The following is a 24430-nucleotide window of genomic DNA, read 5'->3' as shown; positions in this document are numbered from 1 at the left end:
TGCTTTTTACCTTTTAAAATTTCATTCTCTGAATTCTTACGGCATTTAAAATCGCTAATAATGCAACCCCAACATCAGCAAATACCGCTTCCCACATGGTTGCCAGTCCGCCCGCACCCAGCACTAATACAACTGCTTTTACAGCAAAAGCTAAAATGATATTCTGCCAGACTATTTTTTTAGTTTGTTTACCAATATTGATCGCCATAGGTATTTTACTTGGTTTATCATCCTGAATTACAACGTCTGCTGTTTCAATGGTTGCATCACTGCCTAATCCTCCCATTGCGATCCCAACATCACTTAAGGCAACTACGGGAGCATCATTCACCCCATCGCCCACGAAAGCTACAGACTGATTTTTGGCTTTGATCTCTTTCACCTTATTGACTTTATCTTCCGGTAACAGGTCTCCAAAAGCGTTGTCAATGCCCAGCTGATCCGCCACATATTTTACTACGGTGCTTTTATCACCGCTCAGCATGGTAGCTTTTACATTCAGCTGATGCAGCTTTTCAACAGTTGCTCTGGCATCTTCTTTAATGCTGTCTGCGATGGTAATATATCCTGCGAATTTCTGGTCATACGCTACGGCAATCAGGGTATATACAATATTGGCATGGTTGATGTCATACCTGATATTGAATTTATCCATTAATTTAAAGTTTCCTACCAAAAGCTCTTTTCCGTTTACTCTGGCTTTTAATCCGTGTCCTGCAATTTCTTCCACCTCATCCAATGGGATGGAGTAATTGATATCTCCTACATAATTATGAATGGCAGTGGCTACAGGGTGTGTACTTTTACTTTCCAGCACGTTAACCATCTGAAGGATTTCATCTTTATTGAATCCGGGACTAATGCTTACTTCCTGAACTTTAAAAACTCCTTCTGTCATGGTTCCGGTTTTATCCATTACCACATTCTGGATTTCGGCAATGGCATCCAGGAAATTGCTTCCTTTAAACAATATCCCATTACGGCTTGCTGCTCCTATTCCTCCGAAATAGCCTAACGGAATGGAAATAACCAGGGCACAAGGACAAGAAATTACCAGGAAGATGAGCGCTCTGTACAGCCAGTCCCTGAACTGATACTCACTGACGAAAAAATACGGCAATAAGCAGATTCCAATAGCAAGAAGTACAACAATAGGGGTATATACTTTAGCGAATTTCCTGATGAATAATTCTGTAGGGGCTTTTTGAGCAGTTGCATTCTGAACGAGCTCTAATATTTTGCTGAGCTTACTGTCTTCATAGGCCGTAGTTACTTTAACAAGTGCAATACTGTTCATATTAATCATTCCTGCCAGAACCACTTCCCCTTTGTTTTTCGTATCGGGTTTACTTTCCCCGGTTAATGCAGCTGTATTGAATGAAGCTGCGTCTGAAAGCAATTCTCCGTCCAATGCCAGCTTTTCACCGGGTTTCAACTGGATAACATCTCCGATTTTTGTTTCTTTTGCTTTCATGGTCCTGGGCTGATTGTTTTCCATAATGGTAACCTCATCAGGACGCTGATCCAGCAAAGCTTTGATGTTTCCTTTTGCTCTGGAAACCGCCAACGTCTGAAAAACTTCTCCTACGGCATAGAAAAGCATTACCGCAACTCCTTCGGGATACTCCCCGATGGCAAAAGCTCCGATTGTTGCTATACCCATCAGAAAAAATTCTGAGAAAACATCTCCTTTAATAATGCTTTTATACGCATCTTTCAATACCGGGAATCCTACAGGGATGTAAGCAGCCAAAAACCATACTAAGCGCACCCAGCCTGCAAACCATACCGGTTTTATATAATTGTCAAAAGCAATTCCTATTAACAGGATCACAAACGATATAATGGCCGGAAGAAACATTTGAAAGACAGACTGATCTCCCGAATCGTGAGAGTGGTCATGACCGTCATGGTCGTGCCCGTCTCCTTCAGGGTGATTATGTTGGTGTCTTTTTGTATCCGGTTTTTCCGGGGTTGTACTACAGCATTTTTCCATAACTGATATTTTTATACAAATTTAAGAGTGAGACTGATGCAATACTATTGCAAACTTTCAAGGCAATTTTCACAGATTCCTTTGGCAAAGAGCCTTATTTCATCAATCCTGAAATTGGTCTGAATGTTTTCAGGAAACGAAATATCTTCTTTACAGGTGGTCTGTTTACATATTTTGCAGTAGAAATGCAGATGCCAGTCTTTATGGGTTTTCTCATCACAGTCATCCTCACATAATTTATATTTTGTAGTGGTATTCTCCTGGATGCTATGCACAATTCCTTTTTCTTCAAAAGTTTTCAGGGTCCTGTAAATGGTAATCCTGTCTGCGTTATCAAAATGATTTTCTATTTCAGAAAGAGACAATGCGGCCTCTTGTGAGCTTAAAAAATCATATACCAGAATTCTCATACTGGTTGGTTTTGTATTTTTATCGATAAGTTTGTTTTCTATATCTTTTTTCATTTCTCTGTCATTTAATGGGTTACAGATGAATTTCATTTTCTCCATAGCCTTCCTCTTCTATCTGAAAGGTTGTATGACTGATCCTGAAATCCCTAATCGTTGTTTCTGTCAGTGTTTTCAGCAATTGATTCTGAGAAGATGCTTTATCTTTAACGATATGGGCACTCATAGCATTGACGCTTGATGTCAGAGACCAGACATGCAGGTCATGAACATTCTTCACTCCCGGAACCTGTTCCAGTGATTGACGTAATTGATAAATATCTACTTCTTTCGGGGTACCTTCCAGTAAAACATTAATCGCTTCTTTCAACAGCCGCCAGGTCCTTGGAAAAATCAATAATCCGATTGCCGCAGAAATCAGCGGATCTGCATAATACCAACCGGTAGTCAGCATAATGACTCCTGCAATCATAACACCTATAGAGGTAAGCATATCCGAAAGGACTTCAAAATAAGCGCCTTTCATATTGAGACTCGCTTCTGAATCTTTTCTTAAAATCATCATTCCGGCAACATTTATCAGCAATCCTATTCCTGCTACTATCAGCATGGACTTGCTCTGCACTTCCGGCGGATTCTGAAAACGCTGATAAGCTTCATATAAAACATATCCCGAAATCCCTAATAAAACAACAGCATTGATGACTGCCGCCAATATTTCGGTCCGGTAATATCCATAAGTTCTGGAAGGATCGGCTTTTCTTTCTCCTATTTTGATGGCAATAAAAGCCAGAAGCAGCCCTACCACATCAGTCAGCATATGAGCAGCATCTGCAAGTAAGGCAAGGCTATTGGTAAGAATACCTCCTATTACCTCGGCGATCAGGTAAGTTCCGCTAAAGCTCAGTACAATCAGAAGATTTTTTTTATGTTTACTGGCAGCAGAAGCGGTTTGTATTTGTGTTTTTGGTTCCATAATTCAGTTACTTACATTTCATAATATGATGTATTCTCTTTTTTTGCAGGAACATTCTGCTCCCCGATCATTTGTCTTATATTGATTTCTATGGTTTGCGCCAGAGACGTCACGGGTGTATCTACCGGTTTATTTTCAAAAGGATCCTGCATCAGGATAGAGGTTTTTTCTATGCTGATAAATACTACCGGAATCAGGAAAGTCACTCCTATTTCCACCATCAACTCCGAGTCATCAAGTCCGAATGGAAGGATGGCTGCAAATACATAAATTAAAATATGAACCAGCACACTGTAAGATCTCGGGAAAACGGTATTTTTCAGTCGTTCACATTTTCCCATACTGTCACAAAGCCTCGTTATCATATCATTCAGCTGCATCTGTTGAAACCCGGTAAGTCCTGCGGGCTCAGCTATTTCCTTCAGCTGTCTGGAGTGAGCATCCAAAAGTGCATTGGGAATATTAGCCGCACTGATATTATTTTTTCCGAGATACTGCAGAACTTTTTCAGAAAAAGACTGTTTTCTTAAAGATTCGCCCAGTGCATAGGTCCATATGATTTGTCTTTCTGCAAAATCTTTGATGATCTTATCTTCACTTTCCGGGAGAAACTGAACAACCAGTCGTATCAGGGACCTGGAGTCATTCACAATGGCTCCCCATACCGTTCTGGCTTCCCACCACCTTTCGTAGGATTGGGAAGTCCGGAAAGCTAATAACAAGGATACTGCTGTTCCCAGGAGTGCGGGTATGTTTAAAGGTAGTGAAATTTTCTGAAACCAGGGAAGCATATCCAAAAGCCCTATGACTACGGCAAATATTCCAATAAATAACATCTGGGTTTTTATTTCACGAAGGAAATACCAGACCGATATTCTTTTATTTAATAACATAATAGATCCTTGATTAAAATTCTGCAGGGATTATCTTTTCCCTCAATTGATTAAAATTCAATGAAAATATTCCGTAAACGTCTCTAAATTAAGCATAAAAATCGACATTTACCAGAGACCAGTCCCTTCATTAATGTTCATGTTCTCCGGCATTGACCAGTTTAGCATTCACAAAAAAGGCTCCTTTCACAACAATTTTTGCATCGGCCGGAATTTCGCCAATCGGTGTAATGGCAGTGTATCCCATATCCGTTGTACCTTTTACTACTTCTATTTTTTCAAAGTTCATTGTTTTAGGATGGCTTTTTTCATTTTCTTTATGTTGTTCTTCTTTCTTCTTGTCTGCCTGCACAAAAACATAATATTTCCCGTCAGCCTCTACAATGGCTTCAGTGGGAACTGCCGGGGTAGTGCTTTTATCCAGGCTCACGATTCCTGTGATATTCATCCCGTCAATCAATCCTGCTTTATTCCCTGTCACCTCACAATGCATGGAAATGGTTTTGCTCTCATTTTCAAAGGATGAGCCTATGCTATAAATTCTTGCGTCATATTCTGTTTCGGGATTATTCGTCAGCTTAAAATGAACAATCTGTCCTACTCTCATTTTAGGGAGGTCTTTTTCAAAAACCTGGAGATCCAGATGAATTGAACCGTTATCAATGACCGTAGCAACAGGGGAAGAAATATCAACATAACTTCCTATCTGTGCGGTGATACTGCTGATCGTTCCGCTAATCGGAGAGGTGATCACCAGACCGGATTTCATATTTCCGTTATTTACTTTTCCCGGGTTTATTCCCATCATCTGAAGTTGTTTCAGCAGGGATGCCCTTTTTGTTCTTAAGGTCTTCAGCTCAGCATCTGCGCTTTGCAGGTTTTTCTTAGCTCCCGCATCGTTATCAAAAAGTTCCCTCTGCCTTCTGTATTCCTGTTCTGCATAGGTAATTCTGCTGCTGGTCGTCAGGTAATCTTCCTGAAGCTGTATATATTCAGGGTTGGCAATAGTTGCTATCACCTGGCCTTTTTTCACCACACTTCCTACCTGGATGTTCAATGTTTTGATAATCCCACCGTATAAGGAAGTTATTGTGGCTTTATTGCTGTTGGGAACACTTAATAAACCATTCGCCTTAATAGTGGAAGTGAGTTCTTTCATTTCAACCGATCCCAGGGCCACTCCTACAGACTTCATCTGTTCTTCCGTTAATGAGGCTATGGTTTCATGGGCTTCTTCTTTGGGTTTTTCCTTTTGTTCTGTTTTTTCAGGGGCTTTTTCTTCCGGAGTTTCTTTTTTCCCACAGCCCGTTATCAGGAATGCGATAAGGATAAGGGATATGGTATTATAACTGGGTTTCATATGCAAATATTTATTTTTTATAAAGTCATGGATCATCGCTGCTCCCGTTTTTATTTTTTTGCCGGTGAATTGTATTAAAAGCGATTTCATATTATTTATTAATGATTGAATTAATAGTAACTACAGATTGATTGACCTGCTGAATAGATTCCAGGTATTTCAGCTGAATACTGGTAGCTGTCTGCAAGGCAAAAAGATATTCTACATAAGAGATTTCTCCTGTTTTGTATCCCAGTTGAGCCGCTTTCACAATTTTTTCAGCATTGGGCAAAGCCTGATTGATGTAGTACTCATATTGCTGCATATCCTGCTGATACTGATTAAGCGCATTTTCCAGTTGGGTGGTAAGCTGTTTCTGCTGCATTTTTGCATTGGTTTCAGCAACCTGCTTTTCATATTCCAATGCCTGGATTCTTGCCTTTGTAGCTCCGAAAGTCAGTGGAATGGCAACTCCTACTGTTGCAGAGTTGAACCGGTTTCCTGCTCCATAATACATCTCTTGCCCGTTTACCGTATGAAAGCCTATCAACGACTGATTGGTATATCCCAAACTGAAATCAGGAAGCCCAAGGGATTTTTCAACCTTTTTATTTTTCTCCGCAATTTCCATTTCCTGGTAAAAAGCCTTTACGGATGGATTGTTAGCAACTACGGTACTATCCAATACGCTCTCCGCTTTTAAAGGTTCATAATTCTGGTTGAACGGAACTTCAAAATTTTCGGCAGTATTTAAAATGGTTTTTAAATTCTTATAGGCATTATTTAAATATACTTCGTTCTGTCTGAGCAGCAGGTCAATTTCTCCTTTCTGGGTTTCTGCTGTGCTGATTTCAATTTTCTTGATATCTCCTGCCTTGAATCTTACTGTTGCAATCCTGATAAAATCCTCGTATACCGCGTCGAGGCTGGTAAGCTGTGCTTTATTGTATTGAAGATATTCAATCTGATAATAATACGTCCGGACCTGTCTTATCAACTCATTGGCAGTGATTTCCTTATCAATTTTTTTACTTTTTATATTTTCATTGATCAGGTCCCTTCTTGCTTTAAACAGTGTCGGGAAGGGAATACTCTGTGAAATGGCAAAAGACTGGTCAAACTTCGGACTGTTGTATTGTCCCAATTGGGCTTCAAAGCTTAATTTAGGAAGCTCTTTGGCAGTTGGCCTCAACGCTTCTGCCGATTTAATACTTAAATCTTTTGATTGTAAGGTTAAATTATTATCCATTGCCATCTGCACCGCCTGTTCTACGGAGATTGGTCTGGACTGGGCGTTAAAAGTCTGCCCCATCATCATCAGCCCTACAATAAGAACAATGGTAAAAGTTCCCGGATTATTTTTCTTTCTTTTCAAAATCTTTGTGTTAAAAATAATATACAGCATCGGCAGAACAAACAAGGTAAGGAATGTGGCTGATACAAGGCCACCGATTACTACCGTTGCCAAAGGTTTCTGAACCTCTGCTCCTGCTCCTGTGGAAATGGCCATCGGCAGGAACCCTAATGAAGCTACTGTAGCCGTCATTAAAACCGGTCTCAATCTGCTTTTCGTTCCCTCATATACCCTTTTCAGAAGATCGGTTTCTCCTTCTTTTTCAAGCTGGTTAAACGTTCCGATCAAAACAATTCCGTTGAGCACGGCTACTCCAAAGAGCGCGATAAATCCTATTCCCGCACTGATACTGAACGGCATATCCCTGAGAAGCAATGCAAATATTCCTCCTATAGCACTCATTGGAATCGCTGTAAAGATCAATCCGGCCTGTTTGAATGAATGGAAGGTGAAATACAGCAGCATGAAAATAAGAAACAGGGATACCGGTACTGCAATCATCAGACGCTTACTCGCTTCCTGCAGGTTTTCAAACTGTCCGCCATAGGTAAAGTAATACCCTGAAGGCAGTTTGATATCTTTATCCAGTTTTGCCTGAATATCTCTTACCACACTTTCCACATCTCGGCCTTTTACATTAAATCCTATTACTATTCTGCGTTTTCCCTGCTCACGGCTAATCTGTGCCGGACCAAGCTTGTAGCTTACATTAGCCACCTGTGATAATGGAATTTGTGCACCGGTAGCAGTAGTGATCATTAAATTGTTAACATCCGAGATATCTGATCTGTGGAGACTGTCCAGGCGGACCACCAAATCGAAACGTCTTTCGTTTTCAAAAACCTGTCCGGCTGCTTTACCGGCAAATGCCGTACTTACCGCATTGTTGACGTCTTCGATATTCAATCCGTAGTTGGCAATTCTTGTCCGGTCGTATTGTACATTGATCTGAGGCAAACCGCTCACTCTTTCAATCTGGGGGGCAGTAGCTCCATCAACCGTTTGGATTACCTTTCCTACTTTATCAGCATATACTGCCAGTGAATCAAGGTTTTCTCCAAAAATTTTAACAGCTACATCCTGTCTGATCCCTGTCATCAGTTCATTAAAACGCATCTGAATCGGCTGGTTTTTCTCAAAGAACACCCCCGGAATAGCTTCCAGTTTTTCACTGATCTCATCTCCCAGTTCGTTGTAGGATTTTTTGGTTTTCCATTCACTTTGTGGTTTCAATACTATAATCATATCAGTGGCTTCAGGCGGCATGGGGTCTGTAGGAACTTCAGCTGAACCGGTTTTCCCTACGACCATTTTCACCTCATCAAACTGTTTGATAATCCGGGATGCCTGCATAGATGTTTCAATACTCTGGCTCAGCGAGCTTCCTTGAGGTAAGATACAGTGAAATGCAAAATCTCCTTCCTGTAGCTGTGGAATAAATTCTCCACCCATATTCTTAAAGATGAAAGCCGCTATTACAAATATCAATACCGTTGCTGAGACGATAACATATTTTATTTTAATTGCTTTCCGCAGCAATGGCTGATAAATCTTCTGTAATGCATTCATCATTTTATCTGAAAGAGTCTCCTTATGGGAAATCTTTTTAGATAGAAACAGGGCACTCATCATCGGAATATACGTAACCGATAATATTGTTGCCCCAATAATTGCAAAGCCTACTGTTTTAGCCATTGGCGTAAACATCTTCCCTTCTACTCCTGCCAGAGTAAGGATGGGAACATACACAATAAGGATGATAATCTGCCCGAATATGGCACTGTTCATCATTTTGGAAGCTGCAGTTCCTACTTCCTGATCCATCTGAATCTGGCTGAGCTTGCCGTTATAATTTTTGTTATGCAGGAGATGCAGGGTTGCTTCAACGATAATTACCGCTCCATCCACAATCAGCCCGAAATCAATAGCTCCTAAGCTCATCAGGTTGGCACTAACCCCAAAAACATTCATCATTCCCAAAGCAAATAATAAAGAAAGCGGAATGGCTGATGCAACGATAAGTCCGGCTCTCAGGTTACCCAGGAAGACAACAAGAACAAAAATAACAATCAATGCACCTTCCATCAGGTTTTTTTCAACAGTATTTATCGCCCTGCTCACTAAATCTGTCCTGTCCAAGAACGGTTCTATCACTACATCATCCGGAAGTGATTTCTGAATAGTAGGGATTTTAGCTTTGATATTGTTCACCACTTCGTTACTGTTGGCTCCTTTCAACATCATAACAACTCCTCCCACAGCATCTACTTTTCCATTATACGTCAATGCTCCATATCGGACGGCACTTCCTAACCGGACATCGGCCACATCTTTGACGAATATCGGCACACTCCCCGTTTCATTTTTTACGGCTATATTTTTAATATCTTCCAGGGAACTTACCAACCCGATTCCACGGATAAAATAAGCATTGGGCTTTTTATCAATATAAGCCCCTCCTGTATTCTGGTTATTTTTTTCAAGTGCTGTAAATATGTCTGTAATGCTGATATCCATTGCCTTCAGGCGGTTGGGGTCTATAGCGACTTCATATTGTTTTAATTCACCTCCAAAACTGTTGATCTCAGCAACGCCCGGTGTTCCGTTGAGCTGCCTGCGAACAATCCAATCCTGCATGGTTCTGAGTTCTTTAGCATTGTACTTTTTCTCACTCCCTTTTTTAGGATGAAGAATATATTGATAGATTTCCCCCAGACCCGTACTCACAGGAGCTAGCTCAGGGGTTCCTACTCCTTTCGGAATTTCCTCAACTGCATTTTTCAACTGTTCGCTGATCAGCTGTCTCGCAAAGTAAATATTAACATCTTCTTTGAAAACAACGGTAATCACAGAGAGCCCGAATCTTGATATGCTTCTTGTTTCCTGAATATCCGGCACATTGGCTATACTCTGTTCAATGGGAAAGGTTACCAACTGCTCCACTTCCTGCCCTGCCAATGTGGGGCAAACGGTAATAATCTGCACCTGATTATTGGTAATGTCGGGCACAGCATCAACAGGGAGCCTGGTTGCACTCCATGTTCCCCAGATGATCAGCAAAAGGGTCATAATACCGATAATGACCTTATTTTTAATACTGAATTGTATGATTTTATCTAACACGATTTTTATTGAATTTTTATTGAAAATAATGCTAACAGCCTAAAATACTGCAGCAAAAATATTCTGAAAGCCCCTGCAATGGTATTGCAAAGTTTCAAACACGGTTTAGAAAGCACAGCTTTCTGATAAGTCAATAAAAATTAAATCTTAGGAGGTTGCCAGATAGGGTCATACACCTGATAGGCAAAGTCGTTTTTCTGAAATAAGATTTTCTTAGAGAAATAAGCCTGAATCTGCTCGGGAACTTCTAACAAAGGATCCATTTTAAAAGCTGAAGCCGTAATCTGGCAACAGCTGCAGGCACAAAGTGGTGAACAAACATCTCCCTTTTCTGTAGAGTGAGCTCCTTGGATAGATGAAGATATTTTATTACCGTTAGAATCCAATGGACGGGACACATCTTCACATGGCATCAAAGATAACGCCATGAAATAAATTGCCAGTATCCATCTTAACAGGTTCATTGCAACAAAGGTAAAGTTTTTTTCTAAAATGAACGGTTTCTATTGAAACTTAGAAGAACTTAAAGTCATTCTTCTCATTTTCATGAGTGTTTCTTTGGCAGTAATCATCAAAATAAATACCATTCTTTTTACTGATTCAAAAGGATTTGTAATTGATAGTAAATTTCATCTAAAGATAAGCCTTTTTTATATGACTTAAATCACAAGACACCAAAAAGTGACTAAAATAAAAAAGCGTTAAATTTGTACTGAGAATAACAAATTTAAAAACTTTTCAATGAAACGTACATTACTATTCGCCTTTATGATGGCGGCATCCGGCATTTTCGCACAAAGCTGGAACACTACCGGGAATGTTGGAACCAATCCTTCAACTCACTTTATCGGAACAACAGATGACAAGCCAATTGTTTTTAGACAAAACAACAAACAGATCTTTAAACTGGAGGGCCAGAGCATCAATATCGGAAGCGGAGCTCCTGGAACCGGAAACTTACAGCTGGCCCTTGCTCCGTGCAGCCGTTGTTACTCCCAATGGGCACAACCAAATGATGCTGTGATGAGGTTATTAAGCGGGCAAAATCTGAATATCCATATGGATAATGATAATGCCATTGATCCTAATGCAGATACCAGCACTCCTAACTCACCGGGAATCTCAAGAGTCCGTTTTTCTGATGGGGTCCACAAAAGTTTACTGGTACTTTTCAACACAGGAAAGGTAACGATGGGAACGGAGCTGTATGATAATGATCCTAATTTTACCCTGTATGTGGGCAAGGGAATCAAAGCACAACAGGTAAAAGTTGAAAACCCTGCAGCTAACGGCTGGGCAGACTATGTCTTCAAAAAGGATTATAAACTTCGCTCTTTGGAAGAGGTAGAAAGGCATATTTCAGAAAAAGGACATTTACCAAACATCCCTTCTGCCAAAGAAGTAGAGAAAGACGGAATTAATTTAGGAGAAATGGATGCTAAGCTTTTGGAGAAAATAGAAGAATTAACCCTTTATTCCATTGAGCAGAATAAACAGTTAAAATCACAATCTGAAGAGATTAAAGAACTAAAAGCACAGGTACAACAATTGCTTTCTGCAAAAAAATAAAATACCATGAAAAGAAAATTATTTTCAATAGTTTCTTTGTTGGTAGGTTTTCTGGGCTATTCACAAACTGAAGTCTATTTCAAATATGATGAAGCCGGAAACCAACGGTACAGGGGTACTAACGTATCCGCTAAAAAAGCCGACGAGATTATTACAAAAGAAGTCAAAGTACAGGAGGAAGCAAAGGTAGCAGCTGTTACCCAACAAACTCCTGCTATTGATGAAAAAACATTCTGGAAACAAATAAGGCTCTATCCTGTCCCGGTAAATGATTATCTAACCATTGACTGGACTGAAGAAGTAGACGGATTGATTGAATCCGTATCGTTGTACCAGCATAGTACAGTTCACTGGAAATTCCAGCAGCAGAATTCACCGGATTTAGGACGTAAGATAAAAATCAATATGACCGGATACGATTGGGGTGTTTACATTCTTCGCTTTACGTTAAAAGACGGAAGAGTCTTTGGAAGAAATGTGACTAAAAGATAAAAGGCAGGAACTATTTAACGTTGAAAAATTCAAAGATATCTCAATGTTATCAGGATGGTATTCCTATCTCATCAATTACAAATTATCATAACAAACAACTAATAACAATGAAATTATTTTCATCATTGATGTTATCCATGTGTTCGGTAGGGGCTTTTTCGCAGACCATCCTCTACCAGGCAGAATCCACCTCCCGGACGGTTCAGGATCCGCAGACGGTGGTCATGGCACAGGGATTTCATGCCCAATCGGATGTTTCGAATCCGTTTGTGGCTAAAATAGGTCCTGCCACGGAGAATCCGGGTGGCGGGCCGACAAATTCAAATGCAGGGTCGAATAACCCTAGCGGGACTTCTGCACCTACGGGTAAAAGTTTCCATGATACTCAAGGAAATATAGAAGTTACGGGAACTGGGCAATTACAATTTACATTACCGATCACTTTACCTCCCGGAGTGAAAAACGTAGCTCCGCAGGCTAATCTTGTCTATACCAGTGGTACGGGAAATGGTATTGCAGGATATGGCTGGAACCTTTCAGGAATCACATCTATTTCAAGGATTGGTAAAACTATTGAAACGCATGGTGAGGTGAAACCGGTACAAATAGATTATTCCGACAACTACAGTTTCAATGGCCAACGGTTAATATTAAAATCAGGCGAATATGGAAAAGATGGGGCTGAATATGTGACTGAAAAATATTCTAACCTCAAGATTAAATCTGTTGGCACCTATGTAGTCAATGGACAAGATGTCGGACCTGCCCATTTTGAAGTTACTTTTGAAGACGGATCCCAAGCCTTGTATGGCGCATACCAGCCAGGAATGAGGGGTAATCCTACTGTAACTACTCCTTTAGAATACAATATCGTAAAGTGGAAAGATGCACAGGGAAATTACATTACCTATAATTATGCTTCTGAATCATCTTCCGGAGGCTTCAGAACCTTAAATCGTGTCATGAGGATCTCTTCCATAGGATGGGGAGGAAATGAAACATTGAATAAACCGCATTTTAATTCAATCGAATTCTTATACATTGACCGGGACCTGAAAGAACAGTCTTTTGTACAAGGGCTTGAACATGCACAGAATAAAATTCTTTCAGAAATTATTGTAACCTCCCATTTACAACCTTTCAAAACTTACCGTCTTGAATATAAAAAAGATAATAACGGGACAAATTATCAGTTTCTGAATAAAGTCACTGAATATAATTCAGCAGGTGAAGCTGCCAATCCTGTCAGTTTTGAATATGAAAACTCGGTAAGAGGGACTGACTGGATACAATCTTCCAGTCATTCTTTGGAATCAGGATTATTGGGTGATTTTGATGGAGACGGTAAAATAGATGCCTTAGAATATAAGGATCAGCCTTTCAGAATCTGTGGAAGTATTGGAGGCAGCGGTTTCAATTCTGTATGTAACAATCCTATAGACAAACCAGCTGGTCTTTATCTGGCAAAGAAAGCCCTGGACCGTCCACAAGGATTGGCTGAACTTACCTACGTCGGATCTCTGGCTATTACAAAAGATGAGTTTAAGAAAGCTTTGCCCATTTCATTCAAAAACCCGGCAGGCATTATGGAAAACCAGCAGGGATTCGCTTTTTATAAAATTGCCAGTGATACAAAAGATATTCAATTATTAGTATATTCAATTAATCAGAATAATCAACTAGAGCATCAATACACCAAGGTTCTTCCTAAATCTGTTTATGATCTCACTACTCCGGAAATTGACCCTATGCAAGGTGGCACCAGTTTCAAAACCACCCCTTTGAGACTTATGGAATTGGATCTTGATGGAGATGGTATTTCTGAATTAATGATGGGGTTCAATGACGCCGTACATACCAAAGTTCAGAGACCCCAGGATCCTAATAGCCCAATAAGCTTGCCTGAATTTGATGAAACCTTTCAAGACAGGAAAAGATATATTGCAATCAACCTGGATAATGCAATAAGTGCTACGCAATCTTTCTCTCAAATGTCTTTTTATCCTTATGATGTGGATATATTTGACACCTACAAAATGGGAGATTTTGACGGAGATGGCAGAACTGATTTTTTAAGATTTGACAGTGGAAATCGTCCATTTCTAGTTCAGTTTAAGAAGGAATCGAATAACCTTTATTCTGTAATCGAAAATGGTTTTTATCAGAATGATGAAAGAGTTAAAGGAGTTAATCAAAGAGCTGTCATCGGAGATTTTAACGGAGACGGAAAGAGTGATTTATTGGTTCCTGCGTCCAATACTACGACAGACTGGTATTTATATCAATCAACGGGTAAAAACGTTTCTGGAGGAATTTAAACCTAATTTTGCTTTATTCCGTAAAGATCAGCTTGTTAATTCTAATAATGACGGTACTGCAACTGTTGAAAGAACAAGCCACCAGGCTTATGACCTTGACAGAGACGGTAAGAGTGACTTCGTTACTTTTAACTATAGAAAAGAAAGAGTTAAGCTTAGCGGCTCTCAAACTATTTTTAATATCTATTATTATAATACGGTTGATATTAAAATATCTGCGGGAGAAAAAAAATTCAACAATGATATTCGTTATGCATTCAATGAAGGTCCTTTAGGAGACAGTAGCGGCTTTAGGGATGATCCACATACTTATCTTAATGAGAGAACCAAATATGATATGCAGGAGCTTTTAGGGAACTTTAAAATCAACCAGTCTGTTCATCAGATCATACTTGTCAGCCCAAGCCCAATCAGGGGAGTTTCAGGAGACAGGGTAAAGAGAATTGATTTTTATGATGTTTCTAAAGAAGCCCGTATCAGCTCCATTACTCAAGGCGGTGTAAAAACAGATATCAGCTATAAAGAGCTTGACCCTATTGCTTCACCGAACTTCTATCAGGCTGTAAAGAAGGAAAAATATCCTTATATGGAACTTGCGAATGTTCAGCAATCCTACGCTGTGTCGCAACTCCAGCAAGAGGGTAAAAAGCAGGATTTCCGTTACAGAGGATTATTAGCTCATCTACAGGGTCGTGGAACTGTTGGATTCCGTCAAATTGCCCGCTCATCATGGTATGCAGACGGCTTTGAAAACACTAAAGTATGGAACGGTACGGAAATAGATCCGCTGAACGAAAGTTTACCAATCAAGGAATGGTCTATCCGGACAACCGATGAAACAAAAGTTTTCCCAACTGACATTTCTGAAAACAATAGCCAGCTATTAAGCTTAAAATCTACCATCTATCAAGTTGAAAAATTAATAAATGGCCAGGTTACCGCTGTTGTTTCAGAGAATGATAAGTCCAAAGCGGTTACAGCAATTGTTCCTAAAAAAATCAGAACGAAAGATTTCATAACCAACACAGTTGCAGAGAATACAATTACTTATGGAAGTTATTATCTCCCGTCGCAAAATATTACTAATATCAATAATGGATATGCCATTACGACGTCAGCATTTACCTATTTCCATAATCCATCCGGATCAGGAGCAGCTTATTATATAGGCAGGCCGCAGGAAAAAACAGAAACCAAGCAGGCGTACAATGATACTAAGTCTTCCAAAGAAGAATACACGTATGAGAATAATTCAGTAAAAACAAAGAAAACCTGGAATAGGGATAACACAGGCTGGCTACTGGAAAACTACAATTATGACAGTTTTGGAAATATTACTCAGAAAACAACAACTAACAGTATAGATTCCCAGTCACAAACGGTAAGTACGCAATATGATGATAAGGGTAGGTTTGTTGTTAAAAAAAACTGATAATTTAGGACTTGTCACTGATATTGTTTACAATAATTGGGGGCAGATTACCAAACAGACTGACCCTCTTGGCAATATCCTGGAAAATGAATATGATGCGTGGGGTAAATTGTTGAAATCAAAGACAAGCTTAGGTGGAACTACTACTTATGAATATATTAAAGATGATCAGTATAACGCTATAGTAGTACAGCATGAGCCTCATGGAAATATTTCAAAAAAATACACCAATAAGTTTGGACAAAAATACAAGGCATCTACAAAAGCCTTTCAGCAGGGACAATTCCTCAATATTGACATTCAATATGACCTATTAGGAAGAAAAACAAGTGAAAGTGAGCCTTATGGTGAAGGAACAAACGCATGGCAGTGGAATACTATAGTTTATGATGACTCCGTATTTCCAACCAAAGTTACCGCTACAGCGTTTACCGGCAAGCAAATGGAAACTTCAATTGTGGGTGGAACTACTACAGAGAAAGAGCTCAATGGTTATGGCAGAACAACTTCCAAGACTACCGATGCTTTAGGAAACGTAGTATCATCCACAGATAAAGGAGGTACTATTACATTCTCTTACAATGCTGCCGGAGAACAAATCAAGACGCAGTATGCTGAAAATACGGTAACCATCAAGTATGACTCATGGGGAAGAAAATCAGAATTCAATGATCCTTCAAATGGTCTTTATAAATATGAATATAATGGATTTGGCCAGATTAAGAAAATTGTAAGCCCTAAGGGTACTAAAGAATATACTTATAATAATCTTGGGCAGCTTATTTCTCAAAAAGAGATTTCCACAACGGATGGTGGGCAGGCCACCAATAAGCTAATTTCTTTCAGCTACGATGATAAGGGAAGACTTGTTTCAAAAACCGGAACTTCTAAAGGAAAAGCATACAGTTCATCAACCACTTACGATCAGCAAGGAAGGGTATTGTCCTCTTCTGAAAGCAGTAATGACAAGTACTTTATCCAAAAAGGAATTACCTATGATGATAAAGCAAGAATTATCTCTTACGAAAAACAATTATTCTCTTCGGGAGTATTGACTAAAGTTCAGATAGAAAATGTGTACAATCCCTGGAATGGAGATTTATATCTGGTAAAAGATAAAAACTCCGGAAAAACTCTTTGGGAACTGAAAGAGGTAAATGCAAGAGGCCAGGTTCTTAAAGCTCAGTTAGGAGCTGCTGAAATTAACCAAACCTATGAACCCGATGGTACCTTAAGCCAGGTAAACCATGGTTCAGCTGTTAAAAAACATATCTTACGACTGTCCTATAATTTCAATGCCATTAAGAATGAGCTGGAAACCAGGTCTACCGAAGGCGATTTCTACATTCAGGAATCATTTGATTATGATGATAACAACAGGTTGATCAATTCGACCAACCCGGTGACAGGGGTTAAAACCCAAAATGCTGTTCTTAATGTTTATGATGTAAAGGGTAGAATCTTAGAAAATGATCAGGTAGGAAAAATTAAGTTTGATAATTCTTCTAAAATCTATCAGCCTACAGGGATGACTCTTAATGCGGCAGGGACACAGAATTATAACAATGATTTAATCCAAAATGTTGTTTATAATGAAAATAACGATCCTGTATTTATTGATGGCATGAAAGGAGATGTCGCTTTCCAATACGGATTGACAGCAATGAGACAAAGAGTTACCTATGGAGGTAATTTTAATGCAGATGGAGATGGTAAATTCACTAAATTCTATAGTGAGGACGGAAGTTTTGAAATTGTAAAAGATAATGCTACAGGAAAAGAAAAGCATATTCTTTATATTGGTGGAACTCCTTATGAAAGTGATATTATTTTTGTCAAGAACTATACGGAGAATAATGGTTCTTATAAATTCTTGCATAAAGATTATTTAGGAAGTATCTTAGCCATCAGTGATGAAGCGGGAAATAAACTGGAACAAAGACATTTTGATGCATGGGGGAATATGACCCATCTTCAAATAGGTAACGGGCCAATTGTAACGGATATCAACAAAATTCAGGAAACAGTAAATAAAGGAGGATTACTGCTGGAAAGAGGCTATACTTCTCATGAGCACTTCATGGAAGTAGGAATCATCCATATGAACGGAAGGCTATATGACCCTTTATTAAGAAGATTCTTAAATGCTGATGAGCATATCCAGGATCCTTATAATACCCAAAACTATAATAAGTACGGCTATGTTCTGAACAATCCTTTGATGTTTAATGACCCTAGTGGGGAATTCCTGCAGGTCTTGCTACCTGTTCTCATCAAAATTGCTATAGGGGCAGCCTACGGAGCTATCATAGGGGCAGGTATTGGTATTTTAACATACACTATCAAAGGCTTAATTACCAAAGATTGGAGCGGTTTTGGCAAAGCAGTATTGGGAGGAGCTATTGCGGGTGCAATTTCCGGAGGATTAAACGGCCTGGGTGCCGCTTTATTCAGTCCTAGTAGTGCTATTCTTAACAACGGAACATGGGAACTTCTTTCTAACATCACTACTCAGTCTATGCTGGACGGAAAAATTGATGCAATAACCATTACTTCTTCAATGATTGGGGCATTTGTTGGAAATAAACTACCGGGATGGAAAGCTTTAGGCGGAAAAGGTGTTTGGGGCTGGGCTAAAAATGTAGTAGGAGAAATCCTGTACAACTCAACTAAATATGGAATTACAGGTGCTATTTCAGGTGGCTTTACAGCCATGTTCCGAGGAACAAATGTATGGCAGGGAATTAAAAATGGCTTTGAAAACGGAGCCTATAACGGAGCGGGCCAGGCAGCATTCATGATTACTGTTTTTGGTGCAACCTATAAACCAACTGATGAGCAGCTTCAAGATGTGAAAGCCATGTCTAAGGAGTTAGATATTTCATATAAACATGTAAAATGGAGAAATAAAGGTTTATACCAACTGGCACAACCTTTCTTTGCAAAATTATTTACTACCAACAGCAGAGGTTATTCTATAAGTAAATTTAGAAGAGAAGTTACCTGGGGAAATAATGTAGCTACTTTTGGCGCCGAGGGAGCACTCACTCATTTCACTACATTTGGGCATGAATTTGGCCATATATTCCAGGTGTATGAACAAGGCTGGACAAATTTCCAGGTAAAAGGAATATGGGAACAACTCTTTATGAAAGGTGATCCGTATGAAACCTTTGGCACTAACGAATGTAATGCTACACAAATGTTTAAAATATATAGAATATCTAAAGATGAATAAGTATATTTTACTACTCTTAACGTTCTGCTTAACAACAAGCTGCGTATCAAGTGATTTCAAAAGTTACCAATCAATTGATAACTTACCAAAAACTAAAGAGTATTATGAAATTAAAGAATCAGACGGCAAAGTTAATTATGTAAAAGTAGGAGTACACACTCTTTACAATATACAAAATAACCATTCCATATACATTGCTTTCAAGAGCAAAGTTATGACTGCCGCAAGCATTCGGTCTTCTACTTTCGGAAAAATAGATCCGTCTCCTGAAGAAAGGGTTTATCTTAAGAAAATTGATAAGAAAAAACTGATAACGGATACAGTCTATATCAGTTTACCCAACAAAGTCTATACATTTTACTATAAAGAAAATTGATAGACCATAATATGAATAGCCGCAAGAATCTTGCGGCTATTTTTATACCTCACCAACAAAAAACCACTGCAAAAGCAGTGGCTAAAAATCAAATCTAATTATGGCTCTATGTTATAAATTCGGGTTATTCTCCGTTTCTCTTTGTGGAATACTGAATAAATAATAAGGACTATTTGGAACAAAGGCCGTTTTATCAGGGAAATCAAAAACAGAATGTCCCCTGCCGTCTACTGTTTTCACAGTTCCATCCGGTGTTGTAATCTGAACCTTAACAGGTTTTCCGTCAGCATCTACAAATGGTTTTCTAACCACCGTTCCCTGGGTTCTGATAATATCTGACAGCGAGAAGCCTTCTCCGAACAATTCTTTTCTTCTTTCAACCAGAATTTCTTTTACCACATCATCCTGAGCCAGAGAGCCGCTGTAAACATTCGCTTTTCTTGCCGTCTTCAATTGGTTTAAAACAGCTACTGCCTGTGATGTATTTCCGTTTCTTGCTTCTGCTTCAGCTTCAATCAGATACATCTCCGCCGACCTCATGTATACAATATCCGCAATCAAAGTAGGCTTGAATTTAAATTTGGCATATCTCAACAGTCCTTCCCTTCCTTTAAGGCCATCCCATGAAAACAGCTGATACCGGATATCATTCGTATCAAACAGATCTTTAAAGTAAGGATCCGCCATAAAGCTGTAATAAAAAACTTCCGGAAGAAGACACATCCAGATAATGAAAAGCATAGCTTGCATCCGACTGTTCCTGTGTCTGCCCGTGTCCCCAGATCCATTCTGCATTATTAATATCATTAAACCCTTCTTTATATTTTTCCGGAGCCATCAAAGGGAAACCTTCTCTTGCAATTTTTGCAGCAGCTGAAGCTTTTGCCCATTCCCCGGTATTCAGGTATGTTCTGGCTAATAGTCCATTGACTACAGAACGGTTGATCTTATCTTTATTATTTCTTGTATACTCTTGTAATAAATGATCCGCATCCGTAAGATCACTTTTAATCAAAGTATAAATTTCTTCCAGGCTTGCTTTTTTCTTCCCTACTGAGTTTATAGTAGAAGGTTCAGTATAAATAGGAGCGGTCAGGGCTGTTTTATCTTTAAGATAACTAAACTGATAAAAACTGGCCAGATTAAGGTAGCAGAAAGCACGCAATGCTTTTGCCTGGCCTTTCACCTGGTTCTTTTTTTCCTGGCTGCCCTCCGTACCATCTATTTTCGCAAGAACATTATTCATATTGTTGATGGTGGAATACAATAATGACCAGATAAACAACGGACGGCTTGTAGTACTATTCACCATCTCGGTGAATGCGTAAGCAGATGCAAAACCATATTTATTGGTCAATACCGCTACATCACTTCCCATTGCATCACTTGTCCTCAAAACGGTAGAGTAACCGATATTCGCATAGGTAGTTCCGTCATCATTGAATTTTGCCCATGCTCCATTAATAACCGTCTCTGCACTTTCTGCTGTTTTAAAAACCTCAACATCATTGGCCTGGTTGGTAGGAGCCGTATCCAGTTCACTTTCACAGCTGGCCAGCGACCATAATGCCAAAAGACTAACAGATAAATATTTTAATTGTTTCATTGTTTCAATTTTAAAGTTAAAGAGTCGCCTGAAGGCCGAAAGTAATTGTTCTCATAGCAGGATATCTGTAATAGGTGGTACCATCCAAGGCCTGCTCAGGATCCATTCCTTTATGTTTATAAAATGTGAGAAGGTTTTCTGCCTGGATATAAATCCTGAATTTCTTAAGCCCGATTTTTTCAAAATAATCGGCAGGAAGAGTATATCCTAAACTCACATTTTTAAGCCTTGCATATGTTCCTGAGTATAAAAACCTCGAAGAAGTAGAAGTCCAGTTATTGGTAGTGGTACTTAAAGCGGGAACATCTGTGTAAGGATTGTCCGGAGTCCATCTGTTCAGCATTTCAACACTCCAGGCACGTCCTCCTGCACTTCCATTATGAAGCAGTGAAGTATAATCTGTGTCCAGAATCTTCCCCCCTATTTTAAAAGTAAGCAATGCTGAGAAATCAAAGTTTTTATAGATGATGTTCGTACTTACTCCTCCTGTTACTTTAGGTAATGCAGATCCTTGTAAGGTTCTTGTTGCTTTTGCATATTCAGATGTGGTTCCTTCAATAGTATTTCCGTTGGCATCCTGAGAAATCGTTTTCCATAAAGGCTTTCCATTACTTGGGTCCACCCCGGCCCATTCGGGAATATAGAAATCATAGACAGATCCACCTTCCTGCAGTAATTTGGTTCCCGTTACGATAGAACCTTTCGGAAGCCTGGTAACCTTATTACTCAGAGTACTCAGGTTAATATCCAGGTCCCACTGAAAATCATCTTTCTTAACGGGAGTTGTGAATAATGAAAATTCAAAACCTGTATTTTGTATGGTCCCAATATTGGCAGGAAAATCACTGATCCCCAATGACGGCGCAACCGGCATATTAAATAACAGATCCTGGCTTTGTCTTTTAAAATATTCAATATTTCCTTTAATCCTGTTTTTAAGAATTCCAAACTCCAGTCCGACATTCAAATTTAAGTTGGTTTCCCACTTCACATTAGCTGTAGCTGCTTTTTCTAAAACAGTTCCTGCTTCACCCAGGTTATTATAAAACCTGTACAATTCCTGGTAAGCATAATAAAGAGGTGAGCCATTAGGGCGTAACAACTTATCGTTACCCTGTCCTCCATAGCTTGCACGGAGTGTTAGTTGATTAAATACATTCAGGTTTTTAATCAGCTCTTCATTTGAAATTTTCCATGAACCTCCTACAGACCAGAATTTCCCCCATCTGTTATCCGGAGAAAATCTTGAAGATCCGTCCGCCCTTCCTGAAAAGGATAAGAAATACGTATTATTAAAATCATATTCCACCTTTCCCAGGAAACTCAGGAGGCTTACCTTATCACTATTCCCGCTGAAGCTTCCCAATAAAGCAGCTCCATCTGGCTCATAATAATAAGGCAGGGAGAACTGAGTTCTGCTACCGGAAATTGTCTGATAATCATATTTATAAAATTCCTGCCCTCCTAAAACATTAAAATGATGCTTACCCCATTTCTTATCAAAAGTTAAAATATTACTGGTAGTATATGACAACGTCCTGCTGTTGGATTTCGTTACAGAACCGTTTGTTTCACTTCCTTGTCCGATAAGCGGATTAGAATAATAATGTCCGTTGTAATTAACCAGATCAACGGAAAAACTTGATCTGAACTTCAGCTCCGGCAGGAAGGTAAAATCCAGAAACCCTTTTCCTGAAAAGTTGTCTTCTTTATTTTCATTCTTATCAAGAGGCAAGGTAGCAGCAGCATTTTGATTCTGAAGAGCACTTGTAGGCCTGTACTTTCCAAAATCATAAATTCTGTTTCCTGCAGCATCCAACACATACGATCCATCAGGATTTCTTTCATAATAAGGATAGAAAGAAGGGATTACCCTTGCCGCCTGGATGATGTTACTGGATTTTGAATCTGATGAAGGTGGAGCTTGCTGAATGCTATTGGTATAGCTCAAATTCACCCCTACATTCAACCATTTTTTAACTTCTGAGTTGAGTTTTAATCTGGTATTATATCTCTTAAACCCGGATTCAATCGCCATTCCTTTATCATCCAGATACCCCAGTGAAAAGAAATAGTTACTTTTTTCGCTTCCGCCACTAATATCAAGATCCACCTGATTCCTGGAAGCTACTCTTTGCAAAATATCCCGCCAGTCGTCATTCCATAAAGCTTTTGCGCCGGGCAACAATTTTCCGTCTGTACCTACAGGTTTAGGATAACCGGCCCCGTAAGGATTAATAGAAAGCCCTGCACCTGAAACTATATTATCAGTGGCCATTTGTGCAGCCTGCTGTGCTGATACTTTACCTGATTGATAGCCGTTCCTCATCGCTTCCCAGTAAAGTTCAAAATACTGATCCGTACTTACCTGTTGATAATCTTTCACTGCTCTGCCGGAGAATCCCTGGCTGATATTAAAATTCACCCTGGCCTCGCCTTTTTTACCGGATTTCGTGGTAATGATAATAATCCCGTTGGCTCCTCTTGAACCATACAAGGCACTTGCTGTAGCATCTTTCAATACACTGATGGATTCAATATCATTGGGGCTGATGGCGTTTAGGTTTCCGTCAAAAGGAATTCCATCTACTACGTAAAGAGGATCACTGGAGGCACTGATGGAGCCAATCCCCCTGATCCGGATTGTAGATGTGGCTCCGGGTTGTCCGGAAGAACTTGTTGTCTGGATTCCCGGTACCTGGCCTTCCAACGCTTTGGTGATATTGGTGACGGGCCTGTTGTTGATTTTATCACTGGAAATAGTTGCTACAGAACCTGTATAGCTTGTTCTTTTTGCTTTTCCATAAGCAACTACTACAACTTCATCAATCTCCTTTTCATGAAGAGTATCTTTTTTAGGTCCCGAACTCTGTCCATTAATCCCGGTAACTCCTAAAAAAAATACCGCCGCTGATGGGATCCAAATTGTATAATTAATTAATTTTTCTCTAATCATAATCAATTTTATTTACCATATATAAAATTTTTGCCCTTTGCAGAATAATCAGCAAAGGGCATCGAAATATACGATAAACCAAATGCTTATTTTCCCTTTAAAAGGCTGAATGTAACACCTTACATAACGCAGGTTGTTAAGACTTCACAGGGTCAGTTCCCTCCATCTTTCTTTATAAGCCGATCGAAATATAGTTGCAAAGCTATAAATATTTAGTCCACAAAACAAGTAGACTTATTGTTTTTCATGTTAAATTTTTAAAAATTAACTTAATTTTATAACAAACACCACTAAAATAAGCAGTTACGAAATTTACAATTTTAGCAAATATGACAAATATCATTATAGATTACTC

General features: G+C 39.3%; 16 protein-coding genes and 1 riboswitch. Of the genes, 6 read left to right on the top strand and 10 right to left on the bottom strand.

Annotation, left to right across the window (positions count from 1 at the left end; genetic code table 11):
• Window positions 1-13 precede the first annotated feature (13 nt).
• The 7 genes from HX13_RS07290 to HX13_RS07260 all read right to left on the bottom strand — a co-directional run bounded on the left by HX13_RS07290 (window position 14) and on the right by HX13_RS07260 (window position 10552).
• Window positions 14-1996 (bottom strand): heavy metal translocating P-type ATPase, encoded by a 1983-nt coding sequence (locus tag HX13_RS07290; RefSeq protein WP_050020558.1) that lies wholly within the window; start codon window positions 1994-1996, stop codon window positions 14-16.
• 44 nt (window positions 1997-2040) lie between these two features.
• The gene (locus HX13_RS07285) at window positions 2041-2460 is read right to left on the bottom strand and encodes a Fur family transcriptional regulator (protein WP_050020659.1); all 420 of its coding nucleotides are present in this window, start codon (window positions 2458-2460) and stop codon (window positions 2041-2043) included.
• 19 nt (window positions 2461-2479) lie between these two features.
• The gene (locus HX13_RS07280) at window positions 2480-3379 is read right to left on the bottom strand and encodes a cation diffusion facilitator family transporter (protein WP_050020557.1); all 900 of its coding nucleotides are present in this window, start codon (window positions 3377-3379) and stop codon (window positions 2480-2482) included.
• Between the two features lie 11 nt (window positions 3380-3390).
• The gene (locus tag HX13_RS07275) at window positions 3391-4272 is read right to left on the bottom strand and encodes a bestrophin family protein (RefSeq protein ID WP_050020556.1); all 882 of its coding nucleotides are present in this window, start codon (window positions 4270-4272) and stop codon (window positions 3391-3393) included.
• Between the two features lie 130 nt (window positions 4273-4402).
• On the bottom strand, window positions 4403-5632 hold the full coding sequence (locus tag HX13_RS07270) for an efflux RND transporter periplasmic adaptor subunit (protein ID WP_050020658.1): 1230 nt from the start codon (window positions 5630-5632) through the stop codon (window positions 4403-4405).
• A gap of 91 nt (window positions 5633-5723) precedes the next feature.
• The gene (locus HX13_RS07265) at window positions 5724-10088 is read right to left on the bottom strand and encodes a CusA/CzcA family heavy metal efflux RND transporter (RefSeq protein WP_128572259.1); all 4365 of its coding nucleotides are present in this window, start codon (window positions 10086-10088) and stop codon (window positions 5724-5726) included.
• Between the two features lie 140 nt (window positions 10089-10228).
• A complete protein-coding gene (locus HX13_RS07260; protein WP_050020555.1) occupies window positions 10229-10552 on the bottom strand; it encodes a DUF6660 family protein in 324 nt (107 codons plus the stop codon).
• 277 nt (window positions 10553-10829) lie between these two features.
• On the opposite strand from HX13_RS07260, the gene HX13_RS07255 reads away from it, so the two are divergent.
• The 6 genes from HX13_RS07255 (at window position 10830) to HX13_RS07230 (ending at window position 19513) form a co-directional block, all read left to right on the top strand.
• Complete coding sequence (locus tag HX13_RS07255; RefSeq protein ID WP_082129174.1) at window positions 10830-11657, top strand: hypothetical protein; 828 nt, start codon at window positions 10830-10832, stop codon at window positions 11655-11657.
• Between the two features lie 6 nt (window positions 11658-11663).
• The gene (locus tag HX13_RS07250; RefSeq protein WP_050020553.1) at window positions 11664-12149 is read left to right on the top strand and encodes a hypothetical protein; all 486 of its coding nucleotides are present in this window, start codon (window positions 11664-11666) and stop codon (window positions 12147-12149) included.
• Between the two features lie 107 nt (window positions 12150-12256).
• Window positions 12257-14467, top strand: coding sequence for a SpvB/TcaC N-terminal domain-containing protein (locus tag HX13_RS07245; protein ID WP_128572257.1), 2211 nt, complete (start codon window positions 12257-12259; stop codon window positions 14465-14467).
• A complete protein-coding gene (locus HX13_RS22760; RefSeq protein ID WP_050020551.1) occupies window positions 14382-15899 on the top strand; it encodes a hypothetical protein in 1518 nt (505 codons plus the stop codon). Before HX13_RS07245 ends, HX13_RS22760 begins: the two co-directional genes overlap by 86 nt.
• Window positions 15862-19137 carry an RHS repeat-associated core domain-containing protein gene (locus HX13_RS07235; protein WP_050020550.1) on the top strand — a complete coding sequence of 1092 codons (3276 nt, stop codon included), beginning with the start codon at window positions 15862-15864 and terminating at the stop codon, window positions 19135-19137. The genes HX13_RS22760 and HX13_RS07235 overlap by 38 nt, the downstream gene beginning before the upstream one ends.
• Window positions 19130-19513: a hypothetical protein gene (locus HX13_RS07230; protein WP_128572256.1), complete on the top strand. Its 384-nt coding sequence runs from the start codon at window positions 19130-19132 to the stop codon at window positions 19511-19513. Before HX13_RS07235 ends, HX13_RS07230 begins: the two co-directional genes overlap by 8 nt.
• A 111-nt stretch (window positions 19514-19624) precedes the next feature.
• On the opposite strand, the gene HX13_RS23760 is transcribed toward HX13_RS07230, so the two are convergent.
• Genes HX13_RS23760 through HX13_RS07220 form a run of 3 tightly spaced genes read right to left on the bottom strand, consistent with a single transcriptional unit; the run spans window position 19625 to window position 24075 of the window.
• Complete coding sequence (locus HX13_RS23760) at window positions 19625-20200, bottom strand: RagB/SusD family nutrient uptake outer membrane protein (RefSeq protein ID WP_238555142.1); 576 nt, start codon at window positions 20198-20200, stop codon at window positions 19625-19627.
• The gene (locus HX13_RS23755) at window positions 20181-21119 is read right to left on the bottom strand and encodes a RagB/SusD family nutrient uptake outer membrane protein (protein ID WP_238555141.1); all 939 of its coding nucleotides are present in this window, start codon (window positions 21117-21119) and stop codon (window positions 20181-20183) included. Before HX13_RS23755 ends, HX13_RS23760 begins: the two co-directional genes overlap by 20 nt.
• 16 nt (window positions 21120-21135) lie before the next feature.
• Window positions 21136-24075, bottom strand: coding sequence for a SusC/RagA family TonB-linked outer membrane protein (locus HX13_RS07220; protein WP_050020548.1), 2940 nt, complete (start codon window positions 24073-24075; stop codon window positions 21136-21138).
• An 83-nt stretch (window positions 24076-24158) separates the two neighbouring features.
• Window positions 24159-24256, bottom strand: a riboswitch (SAM riboswitch).
• Window positions 24257-24430: the final 174 nt, after the last annotated feature.

This window comes from Chryseobacterium sp. P1-3, from assembly GCF_000738495.1.
In the GTDB taxonomy this organism is placed as follows: domain Bacteria; phylum Bacteroidota; class Bacteroidia; order Flavobacteriales; family Weeksellaceae; genus Chryseobacterium; species Chryseobacterium gallinarum.
This window is presented reverse-complemented; position numbering and strand designations above follow the sequence as displayed.